Below are 20,801 nucleotides of genomic sequence, written 5' to 3'. Positions count from 1 at the left end.
GCGATGCGAGACATCTTTCCCGTCCTGCGCGTGCTGGGCGCCATGCTGATGTTCCTGGCACTGTCCATGGCGCTGCCGCTGCTGGTCTCCTGGCATTGGCAGGACGGCATCACCGACGCCTACATCCGGTCCATGGCCCTGACCGCTGCGGTCGGGGGCCTGCTGTGGGCCAGCATGCAGCGTTGGCGACGTGAGCTGCAGCCACGCCACGGCGTGATGCTGGTCTCGCTGACCTGGGTGGTGCTGCCGCTGTTCGCGGCCATTCCACTGAAGTTCGGCTTCATGCTGATGGACCAGCCGCTCAGCTTCACGCATGCCTACTTCGAGGCGGTCTCGGGCCTCACCACCACGGGCGGCACGGTGCTGACCAAGCTGGACACGCTGCCACTGTCCATCAACCTGTGGCGCACCTTCCTGCAGTGGGTGGGCGGAATGGGCATCCTGGTGCTGGCCGTGGCGGTGCTGCCGCTGCTGGGCGTGGGCGGCAGCCAGCTGTTCAAGGCCGAGGCCGCCGGCCCGCTCAAGGACAACAAGCTCACGCCGCGCATGGCGCAGACGGCCAAGGGGTTGTGGGGCGTCTACGCCACGCTGTCCACCGCCTGCGGCCTGGCCTTCTGGGCGCTGGGCATGCCGCCGATGGAGGCGTTGATGCACATGTTCGCCACCGTGAGCCTGGGCGGGCTGTCCTCGCACGACGCGAGCTTCGGCTACTTCCAGTCGCCCCTGCTGGAGATGACGGCCGTGCTGTTCATGCTGTTCGCCAGCTGCAACTTCGCGCTGTATTTCTCGGCCGTGCGCAAGGGCCATTGGGGCGTGGCCTGGCGCGATCCGGAACTGCGCGCCACGCTCGGCGTGCTGATCGGCGGCGGGCTGTTCGCGGCCTGGTTCCTGTGGTTCAAGGACGTCTACGCGCCGCTGGACGCGCTGCGCCACGGCATCTTCCACGTGGTCTCGGTGGCCACGACCACGGGCTTCATCACGCAGGACTACCTGCTGTGGCCGGTGTTCCTGCCGATCTTCATGCTGCTGCTGTCGGGCATTGCGACGAGCGCCGGCTCCACGGGCGGCGGCATCAAGATGGTGCGCGTGCTGATCCTGCTGCAGCAGGCCCGGCGCGAGATGCGGCGGCTGGCCCACCCGCGCGCCATCCAGCCCGTGAAGCTGGGCCATGCCGTGGTCGACACGCCCGTGATCTTCGCGGTGCTGGCCTTCATGCTGGTCTATGGCGCAACCATCATCACGCTCTCGATGGTGCTGATGCTGACCGACCTGGACCCGGTGACCGCGTTCAGCGCCATCATCGCCAGCGTGAACTGCATGGGGCCGGGCCTGGGCGCCGTGGGGCCGGCGTCCTCGTTCGCGGTGCTGACGGATTTTCAGATCTGGGTCTGCACCGTGGCCATGCTGATGGGCCGGCTGGAGATGCTGAGCTTCATGGCCTTGCTGACGCCGTCGTTCTGGAGGCGTTGATCGGCTCGGCCTGCCAGCGCCCGAACCAGATCGCACCCGCGATGATGGCCGCGTAGAGCGCCAGGCTCAGCGCCACCACCGCATAGAAGCCACTGGCCGGCGCCTGCAGCAATGCCACGCAGACCCAGCCGCCGATGGCCACCACGACCAGCCGCGCCATGCTGCCCAACAGCGGCCACAGCATGCGGCCCGCGCCCTGCGAGGCGAAGAACAGCGCCAGCCCCAGGCCGAACAGGCCGTAGCAGCCGCCCACGATGCGCAGGTAGGTGGCGCCCAGCGCGCGGATCTCGGCATCGCTGGTGAACAGGTTCATCCACAGGGCGGGCGCGATGGCCACCGCGAGGCCGATGGCGCCCGTGATGGCGGCCACCAGCGCGCCGCCCATCCAGGTCACGCGCAGGGCGCGCGCGGCCTGGCCCGCGCCCATGTTGGTGGCGACCAGCGTGGTCAAGGCCGTGCCGAAGCCGAACGCGATCGGCACCAGGATGTATTCGAGCCGCGCCGCCACGCCGTAGCCAGCCAGCGCCGCCGTGCCGTAGGTGCCGACGACCGCCGTGGCCACCGCGATCGAGGTGTTGCTGATGACCGGGCTCAGCGAGGCCGGCAGGCCCACGCGCAGGATGCCCTGCAGCAGGCTTTGCCTGAAGCGCCAGGGCACGGCCTGCAGGCGCACCGCGCCATGGCGGCGCAGCAGGTAGGCCACCAGCACCGCCGCGGTACCCGCGTTGACGGTCAGCGTGCTCCAGGCGGCGCCGGCGATGCCGAGCGCGGGCACCGGCCCCCAGCCGAACACCAGCAGCGGGCACAGCGCGAGGTGCACCAGCGTGGCCGCCAGCAGGCCCAGCGAAGGCAGCAGCATGTTGCCGCTGCCACGCACGATGCCGGCCAGCACGTTGATGGCCCAGATGGCGATGGCGCCGCCGAAGATCACGTTGGAATAGGCCAGCGCCGCGTCCAGCGCCGCACCGCGCCCGCCCATGGCGCCGTAAACCGTGGGGCCGAAACCCAGCAGCACGAGCGTGAACAGCGCCGCCGCCACGGCCGCGACCAGCAGCGCATGCTGGGCGAGCCGGCTCGCATCGTCACCGCGGCCCGCGCCCAGCGCCCGCGCCACGGCAGCCGTCGTGGCGCCGCCGATGCCGCCACCCGACATCTGCATCATGAGCATGGACAGCGGCAGCACCAGCGCCACCCCGGCCAGCGCGTCCGGCCCCAGCAGGCCCAGGATGTAGCCGTCGTAGCCGATCATGATGGTCATCGCGAACAGGCCGATGACGTTGGGCGTGGCCAGGCGCAGCAGCGTTGGCAGCAGCGGCGCGTGCAGCATCTGCAGCGTGCGCGCGTTCGGCGCGGCCTGGGGCGCGGGGCCTGCAGGCATGGGGGCGACGGCGGCGTTCATGGCGCTCGCGCTCAGCGCTTCACTTCGGCCAGGTACACGCCGGGCTGGGCAGACAGGCCCTGCTTGACCTGGCGCGTGATCTCGTCGCCCAGCACCTCCTCGGCGCCGCTTTCCAGGGCGTCGTAGGCCTGGCGCACGATGGACTCGGGCGTGGATTTCGGGAAGTCGATGCCGCGCGTGAGGTCGGTGTCGACGAAGCCCATGTGCAGGCCCAGCACCTGCGTGCCCTGGCCGCGCAGTTCGTGGCGCAGGCCATTGGTCAGCGACCAGACGGCCGACTTGCTGCTGGCGTACATGGCCAGCCCCGGCGTGCTGATCCAGCTGGCGACCGAGAGCACGTTCAGCACGGCGCCACCGCCGTTGGCCTTGAGCACGGGCGCGAAGGCGCGGCTCAGGAGCATCGGGCCGATCACGTTGGTCTCGAACTGCGCGCGCACGTCGTCCAGGCTGCTGTCCAGCACACCGCCGAAGAGGGCCACGCCCGCGTTGTTGACCAGCAGCGTCACATCGCCACAGCGCTGCGCGGCCGCGGCCACGTCGCCGGCGCTGGTCACGTCGAGCTTGATCGCTTCCACGCCCGGCAGCGTGATGCTGGCCGGATCGCGCGCGCCGGCGTAGACCTTGCGCGCGCCACGGGCCAGCGCCTCGCGTGCGAAGGCCAGGCCGATGCCGCGGTTGGCGCCGGTGATGAGGACGGTGGCGTTGTCGAGTTGCATGGTGTGCTCCTGGTTGGAATGATGCTCGTCATATTTCGGTACGCGCGAAGGGGCAGGCGTGTTCGAGACGGCGGGATTCAGTGCAGCGCGGCGCTGTCGTACCGCGCGAGCAGCAGGCGGCGCGCGTCGGCCAGCAACGCGCGGCCCTCGGCGTTGTCGCCCAGCGCACGCGCCAGTTGCAGCGTGCCGACCAGCTGGCCGGCCACGGCGCCCGCGTCGGCCGCAGCCGAAGCCGGCAGCGCCTGGCGCACGGCGTTGATCAGCGAACGCACGCGATGGGCGGCAGCATCGGCCACCTCGGGCGCCTGGCGCGGCATCTCGGAAGCGAGGGCGGCCACCGGGCAGCCCCGCTCCGGCGCGGCCAGGTGCGCGTCCGACAGGTACTGCTCCACCAGCGCGCGGATCGGGCTGGCGCCGCGTGCCTGGCGCAACGCCAGGCCCTGGGCCACGCGCGCCGCGCTGTCCTGCCCGGCGCGCTCGAGGGCCTCGCACAGCAGCGCGTCACGCGATGCGAAATGCGCGTAGAAGCCGCCGTGCGTGAGGCCCGACTGCTTCATGATGTCCGCCACGCCCACGCCCCAGAAACCGGCCTCGCGAATCACGCGCGCGGCGTTCTCCACGATGCGCTCGTGCGTGATCTGCTTGCGACTCGGTGGGGACTCCATGGCCGAACGGTAGCACACAATATGAAGGTCGTCATATGCGATGCAAATCGCGGCGTTGGCTGGCTTGCTTTTCCGGGCGGAACACCCAATATCCCTAAAATTCACTCAATTAATCGTCAAGGGCCTCCTGCATGGTTCCGCATCTCGTCACGGCCCTGAATGGCCCCATCAACGAACTCGAACAGCGCATCCTGGACTCCACGCCGGCGATCGAACGCTGGTTCCGCCTCGAGTGGATGGAGCACACGCCGCCGTTCTATTGCTCGGTGGACATCCGCAACGCCGGTTTCAAGCTCGCGCCGGTAGACACCAACCTGTACCCCGGCGGCTGGAACAACCTGACCCCCGCCATGCTGCCGCTGGCCGTGCAGTCGGCCATGGCCGCGATCGAGAAGATCTGCCCTGAGGCCAAGAACCTGCTGCTGATCCCCGAGAACCACACGCGCAACACCTTCTACCTGGCCAATGTCGCGCAGCTGCAGCGCATCTTCCACATGGCCGGGCTGAACGTGCGCATCGGCTCGGTCGACCCGGACATCAAGGAGCCCAAGACCATCGACCTGCCCGGCGGCGAGCAGATCACGCTGGAGCCGGTGGTGCGCAACAAGCGGCGCCTGGGGCTCAAGAACTTCGACCCCTGCACCATCCTCATGAACAACGACCTGTCCGCAGGCGCGCCCGGCATCCTGGAGGAGCTGCACGAGCAGTACCTGCTGCCGCCGCTGCACGCGGGCTGGTCGGTGCGGCGCAAGAGCCGGCATTTCCAGAGCTACGAGGAGGTGTCCAAGCGCTTCGGCAAGCTGCTGGGCATCGACCCCTGGCTGATCAACCCGATGTTCAGCAAGTGCGGCGAGGTCAACTTCGCCGAGGGCCAGGGCCTGGACTGCCTGCAGACCAATGCCGACGCACTGCTCTCCAAGATCCGGCGCAAGTACAAGGAATACGGCATCAACGAGAAGCCCTTCGTCGTCGTGAAGGCCGACAACGGCACCTACGGCATGGGCATCATGACCGTGCGCGATGCGTCTGACCTGGACGAACTCAACCGCAAGACGCGCAACAAGATGGCGGTGGCCAAGGACGGCCAGCCCGTGCACGACGTGATCATCCAGGAGGGCGTGCTGACCGCCGAGCGCATGCATGACGCGGTGGCCGAGCCGGTGGTCTACATGATGGACCGTTACGTGGTCGGCGGTTTCTACCGCGTGCATGCCGACCGTGGGGTGGACGAGAACCTGAACGCGCCGGGCTCACGCTTCGTGCCGCTGGCGTTCGCCGAGAGTACGCACTTACCGCAGCCCGGCGTCAAGCCGGGCGCCAGCGCGCCCAACCGCTTCTACATGTATGGCGTGATCGGCCGGCTGGCCATGGTGGCCGCCAGCTACGAGCTCGAAGCGACCGACCCGGACGCCGAAGTCTATTGAGCCAGCGGAGCAGCCAGTTGCTGCGTCGCAACATCCCCCCCGGCCGCTGCAACTTTCCGGCTTGCGCCGCCAGGGGCCGCGCGCACAATGGCCGTCCCACCAAAAGCTGCCCCAGCCGCCCCCGTGGGCGTATCGGGGCCTGGCAGTGCAAAGTTCCAAAACCCCTCTCGCCGCCCTCACCCTGGGCGCCATCGGCGTCGTCTACGGCGACATCGGCACCAGCGTCCTGTACGCGGTCAAAGAAGTCTTCCACACCGGGCATGTGCCGTTCACGTTCGACAACGTGTACGGCGTGCTGTCCATCCTGTTCTGGACGCTGACGGTCATCGTCTCGCTCAAGTACGTGGTGCTGGTGCTGCGCGCCGACAACGCGGGCGAAGGCGGCCTGGTGGCCATGCTGGCGCTGGCCTCGCAGTCGGTGAAGGACAAGCCGCAGCTGCGCCAGGTGTTGCTGCTGGTCGGCATTTTCGGCACCTGCCTGTTCTATGGCGACGGCGTGATCACGCCGGCGATCTCCGTGCTGTCGGCCGTCGAAGGGCTGGAAGTGGTCTCGCCGGCCTTCCGCAAGGCCGTGATCCCGCTGACGCTGGTCGTGCTGTTCGCGCTGTTTGCAGTGCAGAAACGCGGCACCAGCGGCATCGGCAAGTTCTTCGGGCCCATCACGCTGGTCTGGTTCATCGCCATCGCGCTGCTGGGCGTGGCCCAGATCGTGGAGCATCCCGAGATCCTGTGGGCCCTGAGCCCGCACCACGCGCTGCGCTTCATCTGGCTGAACCCGGGCACGACCTTCATCATCCTGGGCGCGGTCGTGCTGTCCGTGACCGGCGCCGAGGCGCTCTACGCCGACCTGGGCCACTTCGGCAAGCGCCCGATCCGGCTGGCCTGGTTCGCGATCGCGATGCCGTGCCTGACGCTGAACTACTTCGGCCAGGGCGCGCTGCTGCTCAAGGACCCGGAGGCCGTGAAGAACCCGTTCTTCATGATGGCGCCCGAATGGGCGCTGCTGCCCATGGTGGTGCTGGCCACGCTGGCCGCCGTGATCGCCTCGCAGGCGCTGATCACGGGCGCGTTCTCGGTCACCAAGCAGGTGATCCAGCTGGGCTACCTGCCGCGGCTGCAGGTGCAGCACACGAGCGTGAAGGCGGCCGGGCAGATCTACATGCCGTTCGTGAACTGGGGCCTGTTCATCGCCATCGCCATGGCCGTGGTCATGTTCAAGTCGTCCAGCAACCTGGCGGCAGCCTACGGCATTGCGGTGTGCACGGACATGCTGATCACCACCATCCTGACCTTCTTCGTGATCCGCCACGGCTGGAAATACCCGCTGTGGCTGTGCGTGCTGGCCACCGGGTTCTTCTTCGTCGTCGACTTCGCCTTCTGGGCCTCCAACCTCATGAAGCTGTTCGAGGGCGGCTGGTTCCCGCTCTTGATCGGCGGCGCCATGTTCACGCTGATGGTGACCTGGCACGAAGGCCGCCGCCTGCTGAACCAGGCGCTGCGCGCCGACGCGATCGACCTGCCGAGCTTCCTGGATTCGGTGTTCGTGAGCCCGCCGGCGCGCGTGGACGGCACGGCCATCTTCATGACCGCCACGCCCGGCAGCGTCCCCAATGCGCTGCTGCACAACCTCAAGCACAACAAGGTGCTGCACGAGCAGAACCTGTTCGTCACCGTGCGCAGCCACGAGGTCCCGTGGATCGGCATGGACAAGCGCCTGCAGATCGAGTCGCTCGGCCACGACTGCTGGCAGGTGGTCATCCACTACGGCTTCAAGAACGACCCCGACGTGCCGCGCGCACTGCAGGCCATGCGCGCACGCGGCTGCGAGATGGAGAGCATGACGACCAGCTACTTCCTGTCGCGCGACACCGTGATCCCCACCATCGGCAGCGGCATGGCGCCCTGGCGCGAAAAGCTGTTCGCACAGATGCACCTGAACGCCAGCGCCGCGGCCGACTTCCTCAAGCTGCCGAGCAATGCGGTGGTGGAGCTGGGCTCGAAGATCGAGATCTGAGCGCGCACCCTGCAACGACAAAGCCCGCGTCGTTCGACGCGGGCTTTGTGCGTTCAGGGCCGACTGCGCGGCCCACGAGGATCAGACGCCGCCGCTGCGGCCCGGGCGCTGTGCGCGCAGGGCCTCGGCGTGCACGGCCTCGCGTGTCAGCACGCCCGGCGTAGCCACATAGCCGATGTCGGCGCCTTCGCCGCGCGGCGCCAGTTGCTGGTTGCGCGCGGCCTGCACCACTTCGTTGTGCACGTCCTGCCGGCTGCGCGTGCTGGCCACGGCTGCATAGCCGATGTCTGCGCCCTCGCCGCGCTGCGCCAGCTGGCCGCTGCGCTGCGCCTGCACGTACGCGTTGTGCACGTCGGCGCGCGTCACGCCGCTCTTCGATGCGACCGGTGCGGGCGGCACGTAGCCGACTTCACCGCTGATGTTGTCGGCAAAGCTGGGCGCGGCGGCAAAGCCGGCAGCAGCCACCAGGGCCGAGAGGAGAAGCTTCGTGTTCATGTCGCGCTCCTTCAGACTTCGCCGCCGAGGAAGCGGCTGTTCTTCACGGCGTAGCGCGCTTCAGCACGCACCTGCTCACGCGTCAGCGTGCTCTTGCTCGGCGTCACGGCACCCACGTCGTAACCCTCACCCGTGGCCGGCAGCGTGAAGCTGCGCACGGCCTGACGTGCCTCGTCCTGCACGGTGGCGCGGCTCAGGCCGCTGGCCGATGCGACGGGGGCGGGCGGCACATAGCCGACCTCACCGCTGATGTTGTCGGCGGCAAAGCCGGGGGCTGCGGCGAAGGCGGCGGCAGCGACCAGGGCGGTGGCGAAAAACTTCGTGTTCATGGTGTTCATCCTTGCAATGGGCCAATCGATCCGAGCACCGGGACATCCCGGCGGTCGCTTCGATGAACCGCGTTGCGTGTGGCTCATCGATGGGATGAACTGTAGGCGCCGGGTCGCACAATAAAAACCGTGAAGGGGGCAATGCTGCGTTTCCGATCGGACAACAGTGCGGGGCCGTGTTTCCCTCAGTCTGAGGATGACATGCACGGCGCACGGGCGCTGTTCATGGCTGTGCTGGCGCGTCGGCGCGCAGGGGCAGTGCATCGACCTCGAAGACCACCGGCAGGCCCAGCGCGCGTGCACGCGCAACGTCCATGTCCGCGCCGCGCGAAGCACCTGCGATGCGCAGCACGGCATCGCAGCGCGCGAGCAGGCGGTGCGCGACCGGGTACTGGTAGGCATCGAACACCGCATCGCCATGCTCGCGCCCGCCGGCCGCATGGATGATGGGCAGCGCGACCCACTCGCCCACCATCGGCACGTGGCCGCGCGCGTAGATCGGCAGCGCAAAACTCTCCAGCCGCGCGCGGTTGGCAGCGATCTTGTCGGGGTCGCCACCGGTGCCGGACATGTAGGGGCCTGCGATCAGCACGAGCAGGGATTTCGAGGCGCTTTCCAAGGTGGGATGGGTCATGGCGTTTGTGTGTAGTTTCGTGCAACTTCGTGCAATCATAGAAGCCATGCCGTGCCGATGCAAGCCCGGGCCGGTGCACGCGAGAATCCCGCACTCCACATTGCCGTCAAGCCCTGACACACCATGCTGACCGTCCAGCGCAAGAAGCTCATCCTCACGCGCCTCGCCGCGCAAGGCCAGATCGTCGCCAAGAATCTCGCGCAGGAACTGGGCACCTCGGAGGACACGATCCGCCGCGACCTGCGCGAGCTGGCCCAGGCCGGCCAGTTGCAGCGCGTGCACGGCGGCGCGCTGCCTGCGTCCGCGGCCATGGGCGACCTGCGCGTGCGCGAGCAGGTGTCGCCGCAGGACAAGGCCGTGCTGGGCCGCCATGGCGCGGGCCTGGTGCAGCCGGGGCAGGTGGTGATCCTGGACGGCGGCACGACCGCCATCCAGGTCGCGCGGCATCTCGACCCGGCGCTGCGCGCCACCTTCGTCACGCACAGCCCCAACGTGGCCGTCGAGTTGGCCGCGCATCCGCGGCTGGAGATCATCATGCTGGGCGGCCGGCTGTTCCGCCATTCCATGGTCAACGTGGGTGCAGCCGTGATCGACGGCGCCGCACGCCTGCGCGCCGACCTGTACTTCATGGGCGTGACGGGCGTGCACCCCGAGGCCGGGCTCAGCACCGGCGATGCCGAGGAGGCCGCGGTCAAGCGCGCGCTGCACGAGCGAGCGGCCGACACCGTGGTGCTGGCTTCGGCCGAGAAGCTGATGGCCGCGTCGCCCTTTGTGGTGGCGCCGCTGCAGGCGCTCGGCACGCTGGTCGTGCCGCGCGACACGGCGGCCCGCACGCTGCGTGCCTTGCGCGCGGCTGGCGTGGTGGTGCAAAAGGCCGGCTGACGGCTCAGCGCTGGCGCATGGGCATGCGATCGACCTCGGCGAAGACGGCCTTGAGGTCCACCGCTGCGCCTTCGGTCATCTTCACGCCGCCGTCCTTGCCCACGAGGATGAACGTGGGCGGCCCGGCGGGGTCGAGCTTCAGACCGTCGAGCAGCGCGCGCGTCTGCGCCGGGCTCAGGGCCTCGTCGTTGCGGCTGCCGGCGCCCGCCACGACGGTGTAGAGCACCATCTCGCGGTCCAGGAAGGCCTCACGGGTGACGGTCTCGTTCAACGCGGCGCGCAGGCGGCGCAACAGGGCGTCGTCGGCCTGGGGCACGACGACGACCACCGGCCGGGACTTCCAGCGTTCGGCGGCCAGCGGGTTGTCGGCGGCGGCAGCCGCCAGCGGCACGATGGCCAAGCACAGACAGGCGGTGCCGTGCAACAGCACATGGCGCAAGGCGGCGAAAGGGTTCATGGCGCTCTCCAGTGCGGCGCGGCGCAATGCGCCACGCACCGGGGCATCCTGCGCCTCGCCCTGGCCGCGCCATGCAGGACGACACCGCCAAGCGGCGCCAGCGTGTTCGCGCGCCGCCGGCACCTGCCGCGATGGCCGGGCGGCGGGCGATCAGGCCGGTGCGTCGTCGCGGTAGAAGGCCTCGACCGTGCCCTTGAGCTTGATCAACAGCGGCTTGCCCTTGCGGTCCAGCGTCTTGCCGGCGGCGACCTTGATCCAGCGCTCGCTCAGGCAGTACTCCTCCACGTCATGGCGTTCGGTGCCGTTGAAGCGGATGCCGATGTCGTGCTGGAACACCGCCGCCACATGGTGCGGGCTGCGCGGGTCGACGGACAGATGGTCGGGGAGCGGGGGGCGGGGTTGGGTTTCTTGGCTCATGGGGCGTGATTAAACCGCGTTCGTTTCACACCAAGACGCGCCGCAAGGCCCGGATGCGCTGCCACACCTGTGCCGGCGTGCCTGCCACGCCCATCATGCGCATGCAGCGCTCCAGCCATCCCGTGCGCGCCTGCATGCGGTCGATGGCGCGCTGCAGGTCGCGTCGGATGGTCTCGCCGTATGCGCCCTCGGCCTTGGCGATGGCCTGGCGCAGCAGCGGCAGCGTGGGCTTCATCATGGCCAGGTCGATCAGGTCGCGACTGAACACACCGTCGTCGGGCCAGCGGTCGGAATTGGCCAGCAGCTTGCCCGTCGCCATGTCCAGCGGCGTGAGCGTGGGCACGCCGCACTGCGCGTCGTTCCTGCCCGGAGCGTCGAGCACGATGCGCGCCTCGAACACGATCTCGAACTTGATGGGCTGATCGTCCGCGACGATGCGCGTGCGGATGCCGTACTGGTCGGCGCGCAGTTCGCCCGCCTGCACGAGGGCTGGCGCACCGGCGCGCGTCACGGCGGCCATGCCGTCCGCACCCGTGAGCGCATGGCGCAGTTGGCGGTACGCCGCAAGGTCCGACACCAGGAAATCGATGTCGACCGACTCGCGATACTCGCCGTAGCGCAGCGCCATCGCGGTGCCGCCACCGAACAGGCAATGGCGTTCGCGCAGCAAGTCGCCGTCAAGCGCCTGCAGCACCTGCGCGACGCGGCGATGGTGCGGGCGCTCAAACAACGGCAGCGCCTCCGGGCGCATCGCCCAATGCAAGCCGCAGGGCATCGATCAGATCCTGCTCAGCCGTCGTCAGCGCCTGCGCGTCGACATGCCGCCAGTTGCGCTCGTAGATGCCAAGTGCCTCGCGCGGTGTGAGCTCCTGAGCACCCTGCACTTGCCAGGCCAGTTGCCGCAGCCAGGGATAGTCCGCGATGCGCACACGGGCTGGCAACCAACCGGGGCGCGGCGCAGTGGCCGCGGTGCCGGGCTCGTCCTCCGGCTCGACCACCAGAGCGAGCCCCAGCACCACCAGCACCTGCATGGTGGCGCCCATGGTGACGGCGGGCTCACCCTTTTCGATGCGGTGCAGCGTGGGGCGGGAGATGCCGGCGGCCTCGGCCGCGGCCACGGCGCTGATGCCCAGCGCCTTGCGCCGCTGGCGCACCGCACCGCCAAGGGCGGACAGCGCCTCGGCGGACTGCGGTGTGATCTGCGGGGCAGCAGCAGGCATTTAAGTTTCTCATTTTTGACATTTTTGGAGATTTGTCAACAATGAGAAACGTTTTTGCTCACAGCCGCAACAACACCTTCTCGCCCGTCGCCTGCTTGCCGTACACGCCGATGGCCTCCAGCGTCAGCGCCTCGGCCAGCGTGACCTCGCGCGTGTAGCGGCTGGCGAAGGTGGTCTTGAGCTCGCTGGCCACGCGGGCCTTGAGCTCCTGCACGCGGTGCGGGCCGACCTTCTGCATGAACGGGAACAGCAGCCAACCGCCCACGCCCCAGGCCATGCCGAAGCCGCGTGCCAGCTCGATGGGGCCACGGTCCAGGCTGCCGTAGACGTAGACCTGCTTGTGCGTGGTCGATCCGTACCGGCTGTATTCCTTGGCCTTGCGCGAAGATGCCGTCTCGATGGCAACCAGGATCTGGCCGGCCAGCGGGCCGCCGCCCACGGCGTCGAAGCCCAGCGTGGCACCGGTGGCCGCCACCGCCTCGGTCAGTTCCGCCATGAAGTCGGGCGACTGGCTGTCGACCACGTACTGCGCGCCCTGGCTGCGCAGCAGCGCCACCTGCTCGGGCTTGCGCACGATGTTGACGAGCGGCACGCCGTCCTTCAGGCAGATGCGGTTCAGCATCTGGCCCAGGTTGGACGCAGCGGCCGTGTGCACGAGCGCCGTATGACCCTCGCGTTGCATGGTCTCGACCATGCCCAGCGCGGTGAGCGGGTTGACGAAGCACGACGCGCCATCTGCCGCCGTGGCGCCCTCGGGCAGCGGCAGGCACTGGGCGGCGGGCAGCGCGCGGTATTCGGCATACATGGCGCCGCCCAGGATGGCGACCTTCTTGCCCAGCAGCGCCTGGGCTGCGGCAGCGGGGCCAGCGGCCACCACGGTGCCGGCGCCCTCGTTGCCCACGGGCAGCGACTGGCCCATGCGCGGCGCCAGCGCGGCCATGGCCGCGGCCGGCACGCTGGCCGTGACGACGGGACGCTCGGCCGTGCCCGACACCTTGGCCGTGCGCATGTCGGCGCCGCCGAACAGCAGGCCCAGGTCGGACGGGTTCAGCGGCGCGGCCTCCATGCGCACGACGACGTCATCGTCGTGCGTGGGCTCGGGCATCGGCACTTCGGCCAGGGACAACTCGAGCGTGGCATCGGGGCGGATCAGGGAACGCAGCTGCAAAGGCATGGGCAAGGTCTCCGGTTGTCGTGATGGGATCGTCGGCGCGGGCGAGTATAGGAACGGCCTCTCCATCGCGCTGAGCGCCTCGTCACAACCCCATGGCAACGACGCCCATCGGCGGCCTCAGGCGAACTGCGCCTTGTCCAGGCCGAAGGCCATGTCGCCAGAGCCGGGCGTGGTGCTAAAGGCCACGTTGAGCCGGTTCCAGGCGTTGATGCCCATGATGTTGTGCGTGAGCGCGACGAGCTCCTCCTCGGAGAACTGCGCACGTGCCGCCTCGTACGCCGCGTCGGGCACGCCGTGCGCCGGCAGCTGCGTGAGCACCTCGGTCCAGGCCAGGGCGGCGCGCTCGCGTTCGTTGAACAGCGCCGACTCGCGCCAGATCGCGACATGGTGCAGGCGCAGCTCGCCCTCGCCGTGGATCTTGGCCTGCTTGATGTGCATGTCCAGGCAGAACGCGCAGCCGTTGAGCTGCGAGGCGCGGATCTCCAGCAGGTGCAGCAGCGGGCCTTCGAGGCCGCCCTTGGCGGCGAGCATGCTGTACTCGACGAGCTTCTTGAAGAGCTCGGGGGATTGCTGCATGGCGTTCAGACGTTGGGTCACGGTGGTTCCTTTCGGGTGGATGAAGCGGGCTCTCCTCATCAAGACGTGCCGGGTGCCGGGTTTGTGACAGCTGGTGGTTCGAAAGTCGTTGCGATCGAGGGTGGGACCTTACCGATCCGTGGCCGAGGCACCCGTTCTGGCCACAACGCCCAGCGGCACAATCCCCGGCCATGCGTTTCCTCAAAGACCTGAGCCTGCCCGCCTTCACGGCCGGCTTCGTCGCCGTGCTGGTCGGCTTCACGAGCTCGGTGGCCATCGTGTTCCAGGCTGCGCTGGCCTTCGGCGCCACGCCCGAGCTCATCAGTTCGTGGATGTGGGCGCTGGGCCTGGGCATGGGGCTGTGCACCGCCGTCCCGTCGCTGATCCTGCGCATGCCGGTGATGATTGCCTGGAGCACGCCAGGCGCGGCCGTGCTGGCGACGGCCGGCGCGGGCTACGGCATGGGCGAGGCCGTGGGCGCCTTCATGCTCAGCGCCGCCGCCATCGCGCTGGCCGGCATGACGGGCTGGTTCGAGCGCGTGATGAACCGCATCCCCATGGCCATCGCCTCGGCGCTGCTGGCCGGCGTGCTGGCGCGCTTCGGGCTGGAGGCATTTTTGGCCGCCAAGACCGCGCTGGGCCTGGTGCTGCTGATGTTGGGCGTGTACCTGCTGGGCCGCCGGCTGCTGCCGCGCTATGCCGTGCCGCTGACGCTGCTGGCGGCCATCGTCTACTGCGCCCTGCGCGGCGAGCTGGCCTGGTCCGGCGTGCACTTCGCCATCGCCATGCCGGTGTTCACGATGCCCAGCTTCAGCTGGCAGGCCGCCGTGAGCCTGGCCGTGCCGCTGTTCGTGGTGACCATGGCCTCGCAGAACCTGCCGGGCGTGGCGGCGATCCGTGCGTCGGGCTACACGCGCATGCCGATCTCGCCGCTGATCACCATGAGCGGGCTGGCCACGCTGGTGCTGGCCCCCTTCGGTGCGTTCGCGCTGAACCTGTCGGCCATCACGGCGGCGATCTGCATGGGCCGCGAGGCGCATGAAGACCCGGACAAGCGCTACACGGCTGCCGTGAGCTGCGGCCTGCTGTACGTGCTGATCGGCAGCTTCGGCGCCACGGTGACGGGGCTGCTGACGGCCTTCCCGCGCGAGCTGGTGGCGGCCATCGCCGGGCTGGCGCTGCTGGGTACGATCGGCAACGGCCTGGCCATGGCGATGCAGGACGTGCAGCACCGCGAGGCGGCGCTGATCACCTTTCTCGTCACGCTGAGCGGCGTGGCAATAGCCGGCATCGGCTCGGCGTTTTGGGGCGTGGTGGCCGGTGCCGCGGCGCTGGTTGTGCAACAGTACGGGGCTTCCCGAAAGCCAAACGCATGAACATCCTCTTCGTCGTCGATCCGCTGGACAGCTTCAAGATCTACAAGGACACCACCTTCTCGATGATGCGCGAGGCGCAGCGCCGCGGCCACCGCATCTGGTCCTGCGAGCCGCGCCACATCAGCTGGCGCACGGGCGGCCAGGTGCAGGCCCAGGTCCTGGCCATCACGCTGACCGGCGACGCCGACGCCTGGTACCGCATCGACGAGACGCCGCTGCGCGCTCTGGCCGAGTTCGACGCCGTGCTGATGCGCAAGGACCCGCCGTTCGACAGCGAATTCTTCTACGCCACGCATCTGCTGGAGCAGGCCGAGCGCGAAGGCGCCAAGGTCTTTAACAAGCCGGCCGCGCTGCGCGACCACCCCGAAAAGCTGGCCATCATGGAGTTCGCGCAGTACACCAGCCCCACGCTGGTCACGCGCAGCGCCGCCGAGGTGCGTGCCTTTCACGCCGAGCACCAGGACATCATCCTGAAGCCGCTGGACGGCATGGGCGGCATGGGCATCTTCCGCGTCAAGGCCGACGGGCTGAACCTGGGCTCCATCGTCGAGACGCTGAACAAGGACGGTGCCGAGACCATCATGGTGCAACGCTTCGTGCCCGAGATCGTGCAGGGCGACAAGCGCATCCTGGTGATCGGCGGCAAGCCGGTGCCGTTCTCGCTGGCGCGCATCCCGCAGGGCAGCGAGGTCCGCGGCAACCTGGCGGCCGGCGGCAAGGGCGTGGCCCAGCCGCTCACCGCACGCGACCGCGAGATCGCCGAGGCGCTGGGCCCGGTGCTGGCGGCGCGCGGCCTGCTCCTGGTGGGGCTGGACGCGATCGGCGACTGCCTGACCGAGGTCAACGTGACGAGCCCGACCTGCTTTCAGGAGATCACCGAGCAGGCCGGGTTCGACGTGCCGGCGATGTTCGTGGATGCGCTGGAGGCGGCGCTGGCGGGCTGAAGCAGAGCGACGCTACCGCGCGCCCGCCGCCGGCCCGGACTTCGCGCGCAGCGATTCATAGAGCTGCGCCGGGCCGAGCAAGACCTCCTTCAGGCCGGCACGCACACGCTCGGACCCCAGGGCCTGCGTGCTCATGCTCTGGTGCGCGTCGAACGCATCCATGATCGCGTGCATCAATGCGTTGCTCAGGTCGGGCGAGTTCGCGAACTGCTCCTTGCTGTTGCTGGCGGCCTGCTGCACCAGGGTCTCGTTCTCCAGGAGCTTGCCCTTGAGCACGCCGTTCACGTAGACCAACTGGTCGTCGTCCGTCAGCTCGCCTTCGAACAGGCCATTCACCTTCTCGATGATCTCGACCAGGTACGCCGCCTGCTTCTCCTGCACGCTGCCGCTGCCCACGGCGTCCATGGGCGGCAATTTGTAGCTTCCGTCGGCGCTCAGCCCCATNGATCTCGACCAGGTACGCCGCCTGCTTCTCCTGCACGCTGCCGCTGCCCACGGCGTCCATGGGCGGCAATTTGTAGCTTCCGTCGGCGCTCAGCCCCATCGGTTGCTTGCCGCGGCTCTTCAAGGTGTGGTGGGTCAGCACCACCTTGGACAGGTCCACCGTGTCGCGCTCACGGCCGAAATCCAGTAGCGGGATCAGGCGCTTGTAGAACAGAAAACGCTTCTCGATGGCGGTGTTCCCGTAGTCGAAGATCTGGCTCAGGAAGGCATACAGGCGCACGTAAGCGCCTATGTCGTTCTTGAACAGCAGCAGAGCCTCCAACTTGACCTTGGCGGCGTGGGCCGCCTTGGCGTCCTGCTTCTCTTCGGCATCTGACTTGTCCTGCTGCGCGGCCCTGTAGCGCCGCAGCAATCGGTCGGCCACAGGTGCAATCGCKGCATCGAGCTGCTGCTGCGTGCCGTTCGGGTCCAGGTCCACCTGGGCCACGCGGTCGACCTCGAACGCGTCGTAGCAGCCAGCGGCATCGAGCTTRGCSCGCAGGTCGTAGACCTGGTGCGGGTCGGTCACGGCCTGCAGCTCGGCCGTCTCGTAGTAGGTCTTGAAGGCCTTGAGGATGTCGGCCGGCTCGTTGACGAAGTCCAGCANCGCAGGTCGTAGACCTGGTGCGGGTCGGTCACGGCCTGCAGCTCGGCCGTCTCGTAGTAGGTCTTGAAGGCCTTGAGGATGTCGGCCGGCTCGTTGACGAAGTCCAGCACGTARGTCGTGTCCTTGCCGGGGTGGGCRCGGTTCAGGCGCGACAGCGTCTGCACCGCCTGGATGCCGYCCAGCATCTTGTCCACGTACATGCCGCACAGCAGCGGCTGGTCGAAGCCGGTCTGGAACTTGTTGGCCACCAGCAGCAGGTGGTGGTCCGGCCCCTTGAACACCTCGCGGATGTCGCGCCCGCGCAGGCCCGGGTTCAGGGCCTCGCTGGTCTCGGACACGGCATCGGGAAAGCTCTCGGCGTCGATCACTTCGCCCGAGAACGCCACCAGCACCCAGCGGGTAGTGCTGGCTGGCGATGTAGGCGCGGATGGCCTTGTGCCAGCGCACGGCCTCTTTGCGGCTGGCCACGACCACCATGGCCTTGGCCCGGCCTGGTCTCGGACACGGCATCGGGAAAGCTCTCGGCGTCGATCACTTCGCCCGAGAACGCCACCAGCACACCCAGCGGGTAGTGCTGGCTGGCGATGTAGGCGCGGATGGCCTTGTGCCAGCGCACGGCCTCTTTGCGGCTGGCCACGACCACCATGGCCTTGGCCCGGCCTTCCAGCAGCGGCTGCACGTTCTCGCGGTAGTGCTCCACCACGGCCTGCACCTTGCTCGCGATGTTGTAGGGATGCAGCCGCACCCACTGCATCAGCCCCTTCATCGCCGTGCTGCGCTCGACCTGCTTGTCGTCCCCCTCCTGGCCGTCGTGGGCCAGCTTGAACGCGAGCTTGAAGCTGGTGTAGTTCTTCAGCACGTCGAGGATGAATCCTTCCTCGATGGCCTGCCGCATCGAATAAACGTGGAAGGGCTGCGGCAGCCCGTCCGCGTCCTTGCGGCCGAACAGCTCCAGCGTCTTGGCCTTGGGCGTGGCGGTGAAGGCCACATAGGTCAGGCCGTTCACACTGGCGCGCGCCTCCATCTGCGCGGCCAGCAGCGCCTCGGTGTCCACCTCGCCGCCGTCCTGCNTGGCGGTGAAGGCCACATAGGTCAGGCCGTTCACACTGGCGCGCGCCTCCATCTGCGCGGCCAGCAGCGCCTCGGTGTCCACCTCGCCGCCGTCCTGCAGCTCGGCCCATTCCTGCGCGCTCAGCAAAGCCTTGAGCTTGGCCGCGGCCTCGCCGGTCTGCGAGCTGTGGGCCTCGTCGGCGATCACCGCGAAGCGCTTGCCCTCGGTGGCGGCCAGCTCCTGCACCGCCTGCAACGCGAACGGAAAGGTCTGGATGACGCAGACGATGATCTTCTTGCCGGCCTTCAATGCCTTGCCGAGCTGGGCGCTCTTGCTGCCATGCTCGTGGGTGATGGTGGCCACCACGCCCGTGGTGCGCTCGAAGTCGAAGATGGCCTCCTGCAGCTGCGCATCCAGCACCGTGCGGTCGCTGACCACCAGCACGCTGTCGAACAGCTTTTCGTGCCGCGCGTCGTGCAGGTCGGCCAGGAAGTGCGCCGTCCAGGCGATGGAGTTGGTCTTGCCCGAGCCGGCGGAGTGCTGGACGAGATAACGCTCGCCCGGCCCCTTGTCGAGCACGTCGGCCACCAGCGCGCGCGTGGCATCGAGCTGGTGGTAGCGCGGGAAGATCACCGCCTGCGGCTGCTTCTTGTCGTTGCGCTTGCAGATCAGGTAGCGGTGCAGGATGTCCAGCCAGCTCTCGCGCGCCCACACCTCTTACCACAGGTAGGCGGTGGCAAAGCCGGCCGGGTTCGGCGCGTTGCCGGCACCACCCGCATTGCCGCGGTTGAAGGGCAGAAACTGCGTCGCCGCGCCGGCCAGCCGCGTGGTCATCATCACCTCGCTCTGGCTCCCGGCGAGGTGCACCAGCGCGCCGCCCGGAAAGCCGAGCAAGGGCTCCGGCACGCCGCCCTTGGCCGTCTTGGGCGCAGGGTGGCGGTCGAATCGGTACTGGTCCACCGCGTCCTGCACGCTTTGCGTGNAAGCCGAGCAAGGGCTCCGGCACGCCGCCCTTGGCCGTCTTGGGCGCAGGGTGGCGGTCGAATCGGTACTGGTCCACCGCGTCCTGCACGCTTTGCGTGAAGTTGCTCTTGAGCTCTGCCGTCGCCACGGCCACGCCGTTGAGGAACAGCACCAGGTCCAGCTCGTCGCCTGGRTTGTTGGGCGAGTGCGCCACCTGCCGCACCACGCGCAGCCGGTTGGCGGCGTAGCGCGCCTGCGTGGCCGGGTTGAGGGCCAGCGCCGGCTTGAACTGGGCCAGGGYCAAAGGCTCGCGCAGSCCCAGCATCTCCACGCCSCGGCGCAGCACATCCAGCGTGCCGCGTTCGTTGAGGTTCTTGCGCACGCGCTCGGCCAGCACCTGGGGCAGCGCAGCGCCATGGGTCTTAGTCAGGCGCTGCCAGTGGTCGGGCTGCGTCCTCTCCACCCAGGCCAGCAGGTCGGGCAGGAAGAGGCCTTTGGCCCGGTCGAACAACGCGGCATCGCCGTCCGCATGCAGCCAGCCATGGGCCGCGAGGTGGGCGCAGATCTTGCGTTCGAAATGGTGTTCCTGGTGCAGGTTCATGGGCTCAACTTCCTCAGCCGGTCCCGCACGAGGCCGGCGCGTTCCGGCTCGGCGATCAGGCCCGGCAGCACGTTCGCAAAATCAGGGTGGGCCAGCAGGCGCGCGAACGCGGTGGCGACGGCCTGTTGCAGCTCGGCCGGGGCGCCGGCCATCTCCTCGCCGAGTTCCTCGCGCCCATCGACGATGTTGAGCRCATCCTCCAGGTCGTGGCTGCTCAGGAAATCGCCACCGCCGCGGCTGGCGAATGCTTCCAGCTTGGTTGCCACGAAGGCCACCGCGCTCACCAACCGGATCGTGATGCCGTCGCCTAGATCGACGGGCTCTGCACTCTGCACGGCATAGGGATACCAGCGGTTGGAAAAGCCCAGCACCTCTGGCTGCACGGGCATCAGGTCGAACAGCACGCCCGACGCCTTGTGCACCCAGCGGCAGATCACATCGCTGCCGGCGTCCTGCACGAAGCCGCGCTGCGCGACCTGTTGCTCGATGCGACGGAACAGGGCCCGGTCGGCATTCACCACGGCATCCACGTCGCGGGTGGCGCGTACGCTGTCTGCCAGTAGGTCGGTCACCACAGGCCCGCCACGGCCCCGTCCACGAACACCACCTGCTYGCGCAGATCGCCCAGTGCCTCGGCCACGCGGCGCAGATCCGGCAGGTTGGGGTCATCGGCCCGCATCGGCATCGCCCGGGGCGAACTGCATGAGCTCGGCTTGCATCAGCTCCGCCGCCAGCGTGCGCTCGCGCGCGCGCCCGGTGCGCAACGCATCGAGCAGCGCCAGCAGGCGGTGCAGCGCCGGGTCGGCCAATGCCGCCTGCGGCGCGGTGCGGTACAGCGGGGAAAGCGTGGGCCCCTTGGCGCTGCCGGCGGGGTGCGCCCATACCGGCGCTTCACCAGCGGCGG

At 68.7% G+C, this 20,801-nt stretch carries 20 protein-coding genes and 3 pseudogenes; 6 read left to right on the top strand and 17 right to left on the bottom strand.

The genetic code is table 11. The annotated features are described in order from the left end of the window. The first annotated feature begins 3 nt into the window (after positions 1-3). Positions 4-1,470, top strand: coding sequence for a TrkH family potassium uptake protein (locus ASF43_RS27335; RefSeq protein WP_056188705.1), 1,467 nt, complete (start codon positions 4-6; stop codon positions 1,468-1,470). Here ASF43_RS27335 and ASF43_RS27330 read toward each other — a convergent pair. The 3 genes from ASF43_RS27330 to ASF43_RS27320 all read right to left on the bottom strand — a co-directional run bounded on the left by ASF43_RS27330 (position 1,433) and on the right by ASF43_RS27320 (position 4,250). Further along, complete coding sequence (locus ASF43_RS27330; protein ID WP_056188702.1) at positions 1,433-2,848, bottom strand: MATE family efflux transporter; 1,416 nt, start codon at positions 2,846-2,848, stop codon at positions 1,433-1,435. The genes ASF43_RS27335 and ASF43_RS27330 overlap by 38 nt on opposite strands. A 32-nt stretch (positions 2,849-2,880) precedes the next feature. Then, the gene (locus tag ASF43_RS27325) at positions 2,881-3,585 is read right to left on the bottom strand and encodes an SDR family oxidoreductase (protein ID WP_056188699.1); all 705 of its coding nucleotides are present in this window, start codon (positions 3,583-3,585) and stop codon (positions 2,881-2,883) included. A 77-nt stretch (positions 3,586-3,662) separates the two neighbouring features. Continuing rightward, positions 3,663-4,250, bottom strand: a complete 588-nt coding sequence (locus tag ASF43_RS27320) for a TetR/AcrR family transcriptional regulator (protein WP_056188696.1) — start codon at positions 4,248-4,250, stop codon at positions 3,663-3,665. 131 nt (positions 4,251-4,381) lie between these two features. On the opposite strand from ASF43_RS27320, the gene gshA reads away from it, so the two are divergent. Then, positions 4,382-5,674, top strand: a complete 1,293-nt coding sequence (gene gshA, locus ASF43_RS27315) for a glutamate--cysteine ligase (RefSeq protein ID WP_056188693.1) — start codon at positions 4,382-4,384, stop codon at positions 5,672-5,674. Positions 5,675-5,819: 145 nt separating this feature from the next. Beyond that, positions 5,820-7,688: a potassium transporter Kup gene (locus ASF43_RS27310; protein WP_056188691.1), complete on the top strand. Its 1,869-nt coding sequence runs from the start codon at positions 5,820-5,822 to the stop codon at positions 7,686-7,688. 81 nt (positions 7,689-7,769) lie between these two features. On the opposite strand, the gene ASF43_RS27305 is transcribed toward ASF43_RS27310, so the two are convergent. From ASF43_RS27305 to ASF43_RS27295, 3 genes are all read right to left on the bottom strand, one after another. Then, positions 7,770-8,183, bottom strand: a complete 414-nt coding sequence (locus ASF43_RS27305) for a DUF4148 domain-containing protein (RefSeq protein WP_056188689.1) — start codon at positions 8,181-8,183, stop codon at positions 7,770-7,772. Positions 8,184-8,194: 11 nt separating this feature from the next. After that, a complete protein-coding gene (locus tag ASF43_RS27300) occupies positions 8,195-8,512 on the bottom strand; it encodes a hypothetical protein (protein ID WP_156373550.1) in 318 nt (105 codons plus the stop codon). A 223-nt stretch (positions 8,513-8,735) separates the two neighbouring features. Then, positions 8,736-9,146, bottom strand: a complete 411-nt coding sequence (locus tag ASF43_RS27295) for a hypothetical protein (RefSeq protein ID WP_056188683.1) — start codon at positions 9,144-9,146, stop codon at positions 8,736-8,738. 123 nt (positions 9,147-9,269) lie between these two features. Here ASF43_RS27295 and ASF43_RS27290 point away from each other — a divergent pair, with 123 nt between their 5' ends. Next, entirely contained in the window at positions 9,270-10,028 is a 759-nt protein-coding gene (locus ASF43_RS27290; RefSeq protein ID WP_056188681.1) for a DeoR/GlpR family DNA-binding transcription regulator, read from the top strand. A 4-nt stretch (positions 10,029-10,032) separates the two neighbouring features. Here the strand turns inward: ASF43_RS27290 and ASF43_RS27285 are convergent, their stop codons facing one another. The 6 genes from ASF43_RS27285 to ASF43_RS27260 all read right to left on the bottom strand — a co-directional run bounded on the left by ASF43_RS27285 (position 10,033) and on the right by ASF43_RS27260 (position 13,893). Further along, positions 10,033-10,485 carry a DUF4174 domain-containing protein gene (locus ASF43_RS27285; protein WP_082498223.1) on the bottom strand — a complete coding sequence of 151 codons (453 nt, stop codon included), beginning with the start codon at positions 10,483-10,485 and terminating at the stop codon, positions 10,033-10,035. Positions 10,486-10,635: 150 nt separating this feature from the next. Next, on the bottom strand, positions 10,636-10,902 hold the full coding sequence (locus ASF43_RS27280; protein WP_056188678.1) for a DUF3297 family protein: 267 nt from the start codon (positions 10,900-10,902) through the stop codon (positions 10,636-10,638). Between the two features lie 25 nt (positions 10,903-10,927). Beyond that, positions 10,928-11,632: a nucleotidyl transferase AbiEii/AbiGii toxin family protein gene (locus tag ASF43_RS27275; protein WP_056189227.1), complete on the bottom strand. Its 705-nt coding sequence runs from the start codon at positions 11,630-11,632 to the stop codon at positions 10,928-10,930. Further along, positions 11,625-12,122, bottom strand: coding sequence for a helix-turn-helix domain-containing protein (locus ASF43_RS27270; protein ID WP_056188676.1), 498 nt, complete (start codon positions 12,120-12,122; stop codon positions 11,625-11,627). Before ASF43_RS27270 ends, ASF43_RS27275 begins: the two co-directional genes overlap by 8 nt. 58 nt (positions 12,123-12,180) lie before the next feature. Beyond that, positions 12,181-13,296 carry a zinc-binding dehydrogenase gene (locus ASF43_RS27265; RefSeq protein ID WP_056188673.1) on the bottom strand — a complete coding sequence of 372 codons (1,116 nt, stop codon included), beginning with the start codon at positions 13,294-13,296 and terminating at the stop codon, positions 12,181-12,183. 117 nt (positions 13,297-13,413) lie between these two features. After that, positions 13,414-13,893, bottom strand: coding sequence for a carboxymuconolactone decarboxylase family protein (locus tag ASF43_RS27260; protein WP_056188670.1), 480 nt, complete (start codon positions 13,891-13,893; stop codon positions 13,414-13,416). Positions 13,894-14,063: 170 nt separating this feature from the next. Between ASF43_RS27260 and ASF43_RS27255 the strand changes: the two genes are divergently transcribed. Further along, positions 14,064-15,248: a benzoate/H(+) symporter BenE family transporter gene (locus ASF43_RS27255; RefSeq protein WP_056188667.1), complete on the top strand. Its 1,185-nt coding sequence runs from the start codon at positions 14,064-14,066 to the stop codon at positions 15,246-15,248. Then, positions 15,245-16,192, top strand: coding sequence for a glutathione synthase (gene gshB / locus ASF43_RS27250; RefSeq protein ID WP_056188663.1), 948 nt, complete (start codon positions 15,245-15,247; stop codon positions 16,190-16,192). Before ASF43_RS27255 ends, gshB begins: the two co-directional genes overlap by 4 nt. Positions 16,193-16,204: 12 nt before the next feature. Here the strand turns inward: gshB and ASF43_RS32370 are convergent. The 5 genes and pseudogenes from ASF43_RS32370 to ASF43_RS31290 all read right to left on the bottom strand — a co-directional run. Continuing rightward, a pseudogene (locus ASF43_RS32370) lies at positions 16,205-16,636 on the bottom strand (type I restriction endonuclease subunit R); the annotation flags it as partial. 1,717 nt (positions 16,637-18,353) lie between these two features. After that, positions 18,354-19,315, bottom strand: a pseudogene (locus tag ASF43_RS31925) (DEAD/DEAH box helicase family protein); the annotation flags it as partial. A gap of 1 nt (position 19,316) precedes the next feature. Further along, a pseudogene (locus ASF43_RS31920) lies at positions 19,317-19,897 on the bottom strand (type I restriction endonuclease); the annotation flags it as partial. Then, positions 19,894-20,469 carry a hypothetical protein gene (locus tag ASF43_RS27230; protein WP_200932626.1) on the bottom strand — a complete coding sequence of 192 codons (576 nt, stop codon included), beginning with the start codon at positions 20,467-20,469 and terminating at the stop codon, positions 19,894-19,896. The pseudogene ASF43_RS31920 and the gene ASF43_RS27230, both read right to left, overlap by 4 nt. A gap of 93 nt (positions 20,470-20,562) precedes the next feature. After that, positions 20,563-20,801: hypothetical protein (locus ASF43_RS31290; RefSeq protein WP_200932625.1), on the bottom strand; the 239-nt coding region annotated here is incomplete at its 5' end.

It is taken from the genome of Pseudorhodoferax sp. Leaf267 (genome assembly GCF_001422405.1).
In the GTDB taxonomy this organism is placed as follows: Bacteria; Pseudomonadota; Gammaproteobacteria; order Burkholderiales; family Burkholderiaceae_C; genus Pseudorhodoferax.
The sequence above is the reverse complement of the archived record's forward strand: the minus strand, read 5'-3'. Positions and strand labels throughout refer to the sequence as shown.

What these genes read in the sequence shown, in the direction of transcription:
- ASF43_RS27290 (WP_056188681.1), top strand. Translation starts at nt 9,270, where the DNA reads ATGCTGACCGTCCAGCGCAAGAAGCTCATCCTCACGCGCCTCGCCGCG.
- ASF43_RS27265 (WP_056188673.1), bottom strand. Translation starts at nt 13,296, where the DNA reads ATGCCTTTGCAGCTGCGTTCCCTGATCCGCCCCGATGCCACGCTCGAG.
- gshA (WP_056188693.1), top strand. Translation starts at nt 4,382, where the DNA reads ATGGTTCCGCATCTCGTCACGGCCCTGAATGGCCCCATCAACGAACTC.
- ASF43_RS27255 (WP_056188667.1), top strand. Translation starts at nt 14,064, where the DNA reads ATGCGTTTCCTCAAAGACCTGAGCCTGCCCGCCTTCACGGCCGGCTTC.
- ASF43_RS27325 (WP_056188699.1), bottom strand. Translation starts at nt 3,585, where the DNA reads ATGCAACTCGACAACGCCACCGTCCTCATCACCGGCGCCAACCGCGGC.
- ASF43_RS27330 (WP_056188702.1), bottom strand. Translation starts at nt 2,848, where the DNA reads ATGCCTGCAGGCCCCGCGCCCCAGGCCGCGCCGAACGCGCGCACGCTG.
- ASF43_RS27335 (WP_056188705.1), top strand. Translation starts at nt 4, where the DNA reads ATGCGAGACATCTTTCCCGTCCTGCGCGTGCTGGGCGCCATGCTGATG.
- gshB (WP_056188663.1), top strand. Translation starts at nt 15,245, where the DNA reads ATGAACATCCTCTTCGTCGTCGATCCGCTGGACAGCTTCAAGATCTAC.
- ASF43_RS27305 (WP_056188689.1), bottom strand. Translation starts at nt 8,183, where the DNA reads ATGAACACGAAGCTTCTCCTCTCGGCCCTGGTGGCTGCTGCCGGCTTT.
- ASF43_RS27285 (WP_082498223.1), bottom strand. Translation starts at nt 10,485, where the DNA reads ATGAACCCTTTCGCCGCCTTGCGCCATGTGCTGTTGCACGGCACCGCC.
- ASF43_RS27280 (WP_056188678.1), bottom strand. Translation starts at nt 10,902, where the DNA reads ATGAGCCAAGAAACCCAACCCCGCCCCCCGCTCCCCGACCATCTGTCC.
- ASF43_RS27295 (WP_056188683.1), bottom strand. Translation starts at nt 9,146, where the DNA reads ATGACCCATCCCACCTTGGAAAGCGCCTCGAAATCCCTGCTCGTGCTG.
- ASF43_RS27270 (WP_056188676.1), bottom strand. Translation starts at nt 12,122, where the DNA reads ATGCCTGCTGCTGCCCCGCAGATCACACCGCAGTCCGCCGAGGCGCTG.
- ASF43_RS27300 (WP_156373550.1), bottom strand. Translation starts at nt 8,512, where the DNA reads ATGAACACGAAGTTTTTCGCCACCGCCCTGGTCGCTGCCGCCGCCTTC.
- ASF43_RS27320 (WP_056188696.1), bottom strand. Translation starts at nt 4,250, where the DNA reads ATGGAGTCCCCACCGAGTCGCAAGCAGATCACGCACGAGCGCATCGTG.